Origin of the sequence: Actinomadura sp. SCN-SB (genome assembly GCF_043906805.1) — a bacterium.
Lineage (GTDB): Bacteria > Actinomycetota > Actinomycetes > Streptosporangiales > Streptosporangiaceae > Spirillospora.
In genome coordinates, this window is the sequence record NZ_JBIMPP010000121.1 from 1 (window position 1) to 9,281 (window position 9,281).

Annotated in this window: 8 protein-coding genes; 4 read left to right on the forward strand and 4 right to left on the reverse strand. The window is 71.2% G+C overall.

Annotated elements, in window-relative coordinates:
- Positions 1-92 precede the first annotated feature (92 nt).
- Together ACGWYJ_RS37935 and ACGWYJ_RS37940 are read right to left on the reverse strand one after the other, a co-directional pair.
- Positions 93-1,115 (reverse strand): mechanosensitive ion channel family protein, encoded by a 1,023-nt coding sequence (locus ACGWYJ_RS37935; protein WP_395111448.1) that lies wholly within the window; start codon positions 1,113-1,115, stop codon positions 93-95.
- A 526-nt stretch (positions 1,116-1,641) separates the two neighbouring features.
- Entirely contained in the window at positions 1,642-2,037 is a 396-nt protein-coding gene (locus ACGWYJ_RS37940; protein WP_395111450.1) for a hypothetical protein, read from the reverse strand.
- Between the two features lie 597 nt (positions 2,038-2,634).
- Between ACGWYJ_RS37940 and ACGWYJ_RS37945 the strand changes: the two genes are divergently transcribed.
- Both ACGWYJ_RS37945 and ACGWYJ_RS37950 read left to right on the forward strand, forming a co-directional pair.
- Positions 2,635-4,272: an XRE family transcriptional regulator gene (locus ACGWYJ_RS37945; RefSeq protein WP_395111451.1), complete on the forward strand. Its 1,638-nt coding sequence runs from the start codon at positions 2,635-2,637 to the stop codon at positions 4,270-4,272.
- Between the two features lie 5 nt (positions 4,273-4,277).
- Complete coding sequence (locus ACGWYJ_RS37950; RefSeq protein ID WP_395111453.1) at positions 4,278-4,913, forward strand: GNAT family N-acetyltransferase; 636 nt, start codon at positions 4,278-4,280, stop codon at positions 4,911-4,913.
- Here ACGWYJ_RS37950 and ACGWYJ_RS37955 read toward each other — a convergent pair.
- Both ACGWYJ_RS37955 and ACGWYJ_RS37960 read right to left on the reverse strand, forming a co-directional pair.
- Positions 4,910-5,704, reverse strand: coding sequence for a class I SAM-dependent methyltransferase (locus ACGWYJ_RS37955; RefSeq protein WP_395111455.1), 795 nt, complete (start codon positions 5,702-5,704; stop codon positions 4,910-4,912). The genes ACGWYJ_RS37950 and ACGWYJ_RS37955 overlap by 4 nt on opposite strands.
- Positions 5,701-7,794, reverse strand: a complete 2,094-nt coding sequence (locus tag ACGWYJ_RS37960) for a prolyl oligopeptidase family protein (protein ID WP_395111456.1) — start codon at positions 7,792-7,794, stop codon at positions 5,701-5,703. The genes ACGWYJ_RS37955 and ACGWYJ_RS37960 overlap by 4 nt, the downstream gene beginning before the upstream one ends.
- Positions 7,795-7,950: 156 nt before the next feature.
- Here ACGWYJ_RS37960 and ACGWYJ_RS37965 point away from each other — a divergent pair, with 156 nt between their 5' ends.
- A complete protein-coding gene (locus ACGWYJ_RS37965) occupies positions 7,951-8,376 on the forward strand; it encodes a hypothetical protein (protein ID WP_395111458.1) in 426 nt (141 codons plus the stop codon).
- Positions 8,377-8,641: 265 nt separating this feature from the next.
- Positions 8,642-9,142: an HNH endonuclease gene (locus ACGWYJ_RS37970; protein ID WP_285699416.1), complete on the forward strand. Its 501-nt coding sequence runs from the start codon at positions 8,642-8,644 to the stop codon at positions 9,140-9,142.
- The last annotated feature ends 139 nt before the right edge of the window (positions 9,143-9,281 follow it).

Below are 9,281 nucleotides of genomic sequence, written 5' to 3' on the forward strand. Positions count from 1 at the left end.
GCCGTAGGCACCGCCAATAAACAGGAGGGCGCCCAGCGCCCGACGCCGTAGGCACCGCCAATGAACACAGCGCCTGCAACAAGTACTTCTTTTCAGCCTCCCGCGGTGGCTACTGTGATGCCGGCTTCGTCGAAGGACTTCTTGACGCGTTCGCGGAGTTCGCGGGAGACGTCGGCTTGTCTGCCGGGGGCGGTCTTGAGGACGACGCGGACGATCAGGGCGTCTCCTGTGAGGGCTTGGACGCCCCAGACGGAGGGGTCTTCGAGGATGAGGTCCTGCCATTCTCCGGCGGCGGCCATCTCGTCGGCGGTCTTCTGGAGGATCTCTTTGACCTTCTCGACGTCTTCGTGGATGTCGACGGGGACGTCCAGGACGGCTCGGCCCCAGTTCTGGGATTCGTTGCCGACGTGTTTGATCTCGCCGTTGGGCACGTACCAGACGACGCCGTTGACGTCGCGCATGCGGGTGACGCGGAGGGTGACGGCCTCGACGGTGCCTTTGGCGCTGCCGACGTCGATGACGTCGCCGACGCCGAACTGGTCTTCGAGGAGCATGAACAGGCCGGCGAGGAAGTCTTTGACGATGTTCTGCGCGCCGAAGCCGACGGCCATGCCGATCACCGTGGCGCTGGCGAGGACGGGTGCGAGGTTGAGTCCGAGCTGGCCGAGGATGCTGAAGAACGCCATCCCCATGATCACGATGGAGGCGATGCTGCGCAGCACGGAGCCCATGGTCCTGGCCCGTTGGGCGCGGCGCTGGTTGAGCAGGACGGGGCTGCCGTCGAAGACGGTGCGGCTGCGTTCGCGGACGCGCTCGGACATGGTGCTCTCGGCCATCCGCAGCGTGATCCGGCTGATCATGCGGTGCGCCGCGGCCCGGGCGATCATGGCGATCACCAGGATCACGATGATCCAGAAGAGGGCGGTGAGCGGCCGGTCGAGCCAGTTCCGGAAGAAGCCGGTGAACTCGGGGTTGTGCGAGACGTTCCACACCACCCGGCAGGCCACGCTGGGCTCCCGGGAGCGGCACGCGACCTCTGGCGTGCCGTCCTGCACCCAGGGCATACCGTTGGCGCCCGCCATGGCGGGCACGACGGACGCGAGGCTGAGTGACATGTGGAAGCCCTCCCCGGCCGGCTGGATGGTCGCGCCGGCTCGTCGTCGAGGTCCGGCGGTACGAGCCGATCGTAGGGGACGGTGCCGAGCGGTTCGTTGCCGGAACGAGCCGGGCCGCCTGGCCGGGGAGGGTTGGTTTTCCTGTCCGCGGGGTCAGCGGAGGGTGTGAGGGACGCGGACCCCGCGGACGGGGGGTCACCGGGGCGAGCCCGTGGGCTCTCCTTGTGACCGTGGGAACGTCCGGGGAGGACGTTCGTCAAGCGGGGTGGCCTGCCCGTGTCCCGGACCCCGAGCAACCGGCCTCCGGCGGCTCGCCTGGCCCCGGCCTGGATGGGAAGGGGCCGGGACGGGACGAGGTGAGCCGGGGCCGCCCGGGCACACGGGCAGGACATCTCGGGCCGGCTCCCCGGTCCCGCCGGCCGGGAGTGCGGCCCGGCCGGCGGGTTCGGGTGGCCGGCGAACGTGTCCCGCGGGGGCGTCGGCTGCCGCGCCGTTCCGGCCGCGACCCCGCGGGACACGTCCGGCTTCAGGGAGGGCGCGGGCCGCTCGCCGACCGCTGCGGCGAGCGGGCCCGCGGCCCCTCGGGTGCGGGACGCGGCCCGTCCGGACCGGTGCCCAGAAGGTCGCCGTGCGGCGACTCCAGGGTCTCCAGGGGTTGCAGGACGCGGGCCAGTTTGACGGCGGCGCCGCCGGGGTCGTCCACCCGGTGCAGTCGCTCGCCCCAGGACCACCAGTAGTAGTGGACGTGGGTCTCGGGCGCGGGGGCGCAGGTGACGTCCTCGGCGAGGCTGGCCGCCTCTGGGTTGACCACCCGGAGGAACGCGGGCCCCGAGCGCGTCCGCACGACCCGGGCGACCAGTCCCCAGGTGTCGAGCTCGTGCTCGAGTTCTTCCAGGTAGCCGGTACGCCTGTCGGTGACCACCCGTGCACCCCTTCCGTCCGTCGCGCCGCGGCGGGCCATGCCGCGCGGCGATGCCGCCGTTCCCCGGCCGGACCGCGGCGGTCGCCGCGGCCCTCCGGCCGTCGTGCGACGGGCCGTGGCCGCCGTCGCGGTGGCCGCTCCGGCGGGGTCCGCCCGCTCGATCCGGCCGTCCGGCCGCATCCGCGATCGAACCTTACGGATCCGTGCCGTTACTCGCGGCGAGAATTGCAACTCTCACACGATCGGTCAAGGGGACCTCTCCGGGACCGGGATACGTTTCTCACGTTCGGGGAGGAGAATCGGTCCACCCTGGAGGAAGAATCTCTACCCGAGGAGCACGGGGTGCTCCCGGAGGCCCCGCGATTCCGGCGAACCGCTTGGCTGGCCGCGCGCACGGAGTTACGCTTCGTGCGCACCACGTAATCTGCTCGTGGTCATCCGTAATACCGGTCACCGTGACTGAAGGCGGCGGGCTTCCCTCCGTTTCCGGACCTCACGGTGAGGGAGGCCGGGAAAAAGATGTCGGACACCCCCCGGAAAGAAACGGACATAGCGCGTCAAATACGTGCACGCGGTCTGGCGCAAGGGCGCGGTCCGGTGGAGATCGCGGAGGAAATCCACGATCAATGCGGGCCGCTGTTCGGCACCAGCCGCGTCAAGGCGCACCGGCTTTCGCACGGCGTGGCGCTCTCCGACATCGTGGCGCAGGTGAAGGCCCTGTACGAGGTCGACGGCAAGCCCCAGCCCCGGCTCGGCGAGACGCTGCTGTCGGCGTACGAGAGCGGCTACAAACGGCCGGGCCCGGAGTACCTGCACTACCTCTGCGTCGTCTACCGGGTGGAGCCCGACGAGCTCGGCTACCAGAGCTCGTGCATCTGCGGCCAGAAGCACCGGACGCGCGCGTCCGACCTGACGGGGTCCGCCGCGCGGCACCCGGGCGATCTGGTTACGCGGGCACCCGGATACGTGTCCGAGCCTTCGCCGGACCGCCTGCCGGGGCGGCCGGCCATGCCGGTGCACGACCCTCCGCTGGTGGGGACGGTCGTGTCCGGTCCCGGCGACCGGCCCGTGTTTTCCGTCAGCAGACCTGGGGGTGCCGACCGCGCCGGGTCCCCCTCCATCGATGTGGGAGAGGAGGACGTCGTGCTCCGCAGAACCCTTCTTCAACTCCTGGCCGGGGCGGGCGTGGCGCTCGACGGCCAGTTCCTTGGGGCCGTGGACAACTTGCGACGCAAGATGGACGACACGCTGGTGCGGGCCACCGTCTCGCCGACCATGCTCGACCAGTGGGAGGAGACCACGCTCGGCTACGGCCGGCAGTACCAGGCGACGCCGTCGCTCCGGATGCTGTGCGACGTGCTGCTGGACTTCAGCGAGGTCCGCCGGATGTGCGACCGCAGGCAGCCCGTGGAGCTCCAGGAACGGCTGTGCCGGCTGGCCGCGCAGCTGTCCGGGCTGTCCGGGCTCATCATGATCAATCTGGGGGATCATCGGCTGGCCCGCTCGTTCTTCCGCACCGCGCGTACCGCCGCGGACGAGACCGGCGACCGCCAGCTGCGGGCCTGGGTGACGGTACGCGAGTCGCTGGTGCCCATGTACTACGGCGACCCGCGCGAGGCGCTGCACCTGGCACGCAAGGCACAGGACCTGGCCGGTCGCAGCCCCGGCGTCGCGGCCGCCATGGCACCCGCGGTGGAGGCGCGCGCGCTCGGCATGCTGGCGCTGCGCGGCCGTTCCGACGCCGCCCCGAGCGCCCGCCGCGCCCTGGTACGCGGGCGGGCGGTGTTCGAGCAGCTGTCCGCCGAGCAGGCCGGTGACCTGGCGTTCGGGTTCACCGACCGGCAGATGGCCTTCTACGAGGGCGACACGTTCACCAACCTCGGTGACCACAAGCACGGCGACGAGGTGCTGAGCCGCGCCCTGACCCTCTACTCGCCGACCGACCGGGTGGACCGCACCCTGGTCAGGCTGGACCGGGCGACCTGCCAGTTGCACGCGGGCAACCCCGAGGGGGCGTTGCAGGCGGGCCGGGACGCGATCCTCGACCTGCCGGCCGAGCATCGTTCCGACATCCTCGTCCACCGCGCCCGGCAGATCGGCGCGGCCGTCAACGCCAAGTTCGGCCAGATACCGGAGCTGGCGGAGTTCTACGAGGCGCTGTCCGGTCCCCGGGTGAAGAGCCCCACCAGCGGTCCGGCGCCCACCCCCGCGGTCGATCCCTCCGAGCAAGTCTGACCGCCATGGAACCGCGTGACGGCGTCCCCACGAACGACGGCGCCGCTGATGACATGGGCGGCAGGCGTGCCACGGCCGTGGTCCGGCTCCGGGTGGAGCCGCCCGTGTGGACGTACGGTGCCCTGTGGCTGCGCCGCTACCGTTCCGACGACCACGCCACCGTCCTGGAGCTGCATCGCGAGGGTCTGGCCCAGGTGGGGCTGCGTCCCGGCGACGGCGTCTACTACGATCACGACTTCTTCCGCATGGAGGACATCTACCTCCGCAACGACGGCGAGTTCATCGTCGGCGAACTGGACGGGCGGATCGTCGCCATGGGCGGCCTGCGCCGCGCCGACCTGGTCCCGGCGGGCCGCGACCGCGCCCTGGGCGGCTATGTCCTGGGCGGGCCCGCCCTCGACGCGGTGGAGATGGTCCGCCTGCGCGTCCACCCGGGCGTGCAGCGCCGCGGCTACGGGTCCGCCGTGGTCAGGGCGCTGGAACAGCGCGCCGCCGAGCTCGGCTACCGCGTGCTGCGCGCCGACACCACCGAGTTGCAGCAGTCGGCCCTGCGCCTGTACCACCGCTTCGGCTGGACGGAGGTGCGCAGGGAGCAGATCGGGGGGATCGTCAACGTCTACCTGGAGAAGCCTCTCGTCTAGGCGTCGGGCTTGCGGGCCCCGACCAGTTGCATGGCCGGGTACCTGCGCTGCCTGATCTGTGTGAGGCCGCGGCCGTCCAGAAAGCGGGTGATCTCGCGATCGCCGAACAGCCGCAGGCCGACGAGACGGTGCAGGGCGCCGCCGGCCGTGCGGGTGAGCGGCACGGACGGGCGGCGGCTGGTGAGGATCGCGATCCGCCCGCCGGGCCGCAGCACCCGGATCATCGAGTCGAGGGCGCCCCACGGGTCGTCGAACAGGTAGAGGGCGCCGAAGCAGGACACCGCGTCGAACGTCCCGTCCCGGAACGGCAGGTCGGTCGCGTCGCCGCGGACGAACCCGACCTGCGGCATCGAGGTGTCGGCGGCGGCCCGCGCGAGCATCCCGGCGGCGACGTCCAGGCCCACCACCAGCCCGCCCTTCTCGTCCACGCCGGACGCCAGCGCGCGGGTGACGTTGCCCGGACCGCACGCCACGTCCAGCACGACCGCGTCCGGGGGCGGCGACCGGTCCAGGGCGAGCCAGGAACGCGCCAGCGCGTGCTCCTCGCCGGTGTCGGGGCCGACCGGCCAGCCCTTCATGAGGTTGAAGCCGATGGGCCGCCAGATCCGCTCGTAGATCCGCGGGAGGAACGCCGACTCCATCAACCGCTGCGCCGGGGTGTCGGTGGCGGGCCTCTCGGGCGGGAGAAGGTCGAGGTACGAGGCCGACCCGTCCTGCTCGGGAGGGGGCTCGGCGAGCAGGCGCAGGATCCTCTCCCGCGCCGTGTCGCCGAGCCGCGGAGCGGGCCTCACAGGTCCAGCCCCGTCTGGGACGCCAGGAACGACAGCGTGTCGGTCATCAACCCCACCGAACGGCTCACCGAACGGGCGTCGTGACCGACCTCCGACTCGTTGCGCAGCAGGATCGGCGCGTCCCCCGACGTCGCGTGCTGCAACGCGGCGCACATCTTGCGGGCGTGCATCGGGTCCACCCTCGTGTCGCTGTCGAAGATCGTGAACAGGGTCGCGGGGTAGGGGACGCCCTTGCGGACGTGATGGTACGGCGAGTAGGAGAGCAGCCAGCCGAACTCCTCCGGGTCGTCGGCCGTCCCGTACTCGTCGTTCCAGGTGCGGCCGAGACCGAACCGCTCGTACCGGACCATGTCCAGCAGCGGCGCCGAGCACACCACCGCCCTGTACAGGTCGGGACGCTGGGTGAGCGCCGCGCCCACCAGCAGCCCGCCGTTGGAGCCGCCCGAGATGGCCAGCCGGTCGGACGTGGTCACCCCGTCGGCGATGAGCTTCTCCGCGGCGGCGTGGAAGTCGTCGAAGACGTTCTGCTTGCGGTCGCGCATGCCCGCGCGATGCCACTCCTCGCCCTCCTCCGAACCCCCGCGCAGGTTGGCGATGGCGTAGACGCCGCCCGCCTCCACCCAGGCCAGGATGCTCGCCGAGTACGCGGGGGTGAGCGAAATGTTGAAACCCCCGTACCCGTACAGGATCGTCGGCTTCGGCCCCTCCGCCGCCGCCCCGGGACGGGAGATCACCAGCATCCGCACCTCCGTCCCGTCCAGCGACGCGTAGGTGACCTGCCGCGACTCGATCTCCGGCAGCTCCACCGTGCCCGGAGCGGACGCCCACACGTCCACCTCTCCGGTGCGCGCGTCGTACCGCAGCACCCCCGTGGGCGTGACGTTGTCGGTGTAGGCGAACCACGCCTCGTGGCCGCCCTCGGGCCGCTCGACGATCCCGCCGATCGTTCCGAGGCCCGGCATCGGCACCGTCCCCGTCCGCTCGCCGGTGGCCAGATCGTGCACGGTGATCTCGTTGACCGCGTGCCGCCGCCACGCGGCCAGCAGCACGGGGCGTTCCAGCTCGGAACCGTCCAGGATCGCGTAGTCGGTCAGGACCGCCGTGTCGTCCTGCGGGATCAGCTCCCGCCAGTTCTCGTACGCGGGATCGGCGGGATCGGTCACGCACAGCCGGGAACGCGGCGCGTCCCGGTCGGTGAAGAGGTACGCGCGGCCGTCCCTCCCCACATGCAGGCTGGTCTCGGCGTCCACCCCCTCCTGGACGGGGCGCAGCGCCGGACGTTCCAGCCCGCCCGGAGCGGTCAGGTCGGCGATCCACAGGTCGTTGCGCGGCGCCGTCCCCTCGGACGCCGAGATGGTCAGCCAGCGGCCGTCCCGGCTGACCCCCGCACCGTAATAGGTGGTCTTCTCCCGGCCCTCGCCGAAGATCAGGACGTCGTCGGTCTCCGGATCGGTGCCCACCCGGTGAAGGTAGACGCGGCGGTGGTACTGCTCCTCGCCGTCCGGGACCGCCTCCGGCGGCAGCCGCCGCACGTAGTAGAACGCCTCGCCGCCCGGCAGCCACGCCACCGACCCGTACCGGCACCGGTCGATCGGACCCTCCACCCGCTCGCCGGTCGCCACGTCCATCACGTACAGGACGGACTCCTCGTCCCCGCCCTTGGAGATCTTGTACGCCAGCAGCCGCCCCTCCTTGTCCGGCTGCCACAGATCGAGGGTGGTGGTGCCCTCCGGGTCCAGCTCCATCGGGTCGATCAGGACGCGTTCCGCGTCGTCGCCCGGCTCCACCGTGTAGAGCACCGGATGCTCCTGGCCGGCGGCGCGCCGCGTGAAGAAGCGCCGCCCGCCGCGCCACACCGGCGAGCCGACGCTGCCCGCGCCGAGCAACTCCGTCAGCCGTTCCCTGAGCCCGTCACGGCCGGGCAGCCCGTCGACGATCGAATGGAACAGCTCGTCCTGCGCGGCCAGCCACTCCTCGGTGGCGGCGTCCCCACGGTCCTCCAGCCACCGGTACGGGTCGGCGACCCGGTGTCCGTGGATGTCCTCGACGATGTCCTGGCGCTGCGCGGGCGGGTACGGCGGTCGGCTCATGACCTGCACCTTATGCGGCCGGGGCGCTCCATGCGGATCCGTCCGGGAATGCCGGGAAAAGGGCCTGCCGACATCCGGCCCGACCACGTGTCGGACGGTGAATGCGCAGGTCATCTCCGGTAGAAGAGAAACCGATCGTCATCGGGGGTTGATCAAATGAAGGTCCATCTCGCCGGGCGCCGTCCGCTCGCCCACCTGGCCGCCGCGGCCGTCGCCCTGCCACTGCTGGCCGCCCAGCCCGCACACGCCGCCGCGGCCGCCCGCGTGGAGTTCGCCTACACCTCTCCGCGCGTCACCGCGTCAGGGGAACGCACCATCTGGGGCTGGACGATCCGCAACACCGGAGACCGCACCGCCTACCGGGTCGTCCTCACCCACGAACTCGCCCCCAAGCTGAGGATCGCCTCCCTCACCTCGCCCTGCGTCATCGTCCAGGGCGGCGCGATCCGATGCGAGTACGCGACGCTGCGGCCAGGCGAACGCAGGACCGGCGCGCTCACCGCCATCGTCCCGCGCCACCTCCACGGCAAGGTCCAAATCAAGGGCCACGCCACCTGGTGGCAGCGGCCGCACACCCACTGAGACCACGTAAAGGCCGTTACAGCGAGAGACAAAGCACTTACCATCCGTGGTGTAAGCAGCGCGTGGCGTTCGATCTGAAGAGCTTGTGGGGATTAATGGGGTAGCGGTCGGCCTTCTCACGCGCCACACTGATTTGGGGTCCGTTCACCCCTGGGGAGGTCCTCATGGCGGGTTCACAGGTGCCGGAGACAATACTCGGGCCTCGGTGTGAGGCGCGCACGAGCGCGTCCGCCGAGGCGACACAGAACCCGATGGAGGGCCTCCGATGAGACAGGTCCTCCTTCTCAACGCGACCTACGAACCACTCACCACGCTCCCACTCCGGCGGGCCGTCTGCCTCGTCCTCCGAGAGAAGGCCGAGGTCGTCCACACCGACACCTCCGGCGCCGTCCTCCACTCGGCCACCATGTCCATCGAGGTCCCCTCGGTGATCAGGCTCCGCCGCTACGTCCGGATCCCCTTCCGCACCCGCGTCCCCCTCACCCGGGCCGCCCTCATGCGCCGCGACAACTTCCGCTGCGCCTACTGCGGCCACCGCGCCGAGACCATCGACCACGTCCAGCCCCGAAGCCGCGGCGGCAAACACGTCTGGGAGAACTGCGTCGCGTCCTGCATGACCTGCAACCACCGCAAGGCCGACCGCCTCCTCGAAGAGATCGGCTGGACCCTCAAAGTCACCCCAGGCGTCCCCCGAGGCGCCCACTGGCGCCTCATAGGAATCATCCACGACGGCGACCCCCAATGGGCCCCCTACGTAGCGGCGTAGTGTCTATTGGCGGTGCCTACGGCGTCGGGCGCTGGGGCGCCCTCCTGTTTATTGGCGGTGCCTACGGCGTCGGGCGCTGGGCGCCCTTCTGTTTATTGGCGGTGCCTGCGGCGTCGGGCGCTGGGCGCCCTCCTGTTTA

Excerpts from the sequence above, each read along its gene's own strand:
- ACGWYJ_RS37935 (WP_395111448.1), bottom strand. The coding sequence starts at position 1,115 with ATGTCACTCAGCCTCGCGTCCGTCGTGCCCGCCATGGCGGGCGCCAAC.
- ACGWYJ_RS37950 (WP_395111453.1), top strand. The coding sequence starts at position 4,278 with ATGGAACCGCGTGACGGCGTCCCCACGAACGACGGCGCCGCTGATGAC.
- ACGWYJ_RS37960 (WP_395111456.1), bottom strand. The coding sequence starts at position 7,794 with ATGAGCCGACCGCCGTACCCGCCCGCGCAGCGCCAGGACATCGTCGAG.
- ACGWYJ_RS37965 (WP_395111458.1), top strand. The coding sequence starts at position 7,951 with ATGAAGGTCCATCTCGCCGGGCGCCGTCCGCTCGCCCACCTGGCCGCC.
- ACGWYJ_RS37970 (WP_285699416.1), top strand. The coding sequence starts at position 8,642 with ATGAGACAGGTCCTCCTTCTCAACGCGACCTACGAACCACTCACCACG.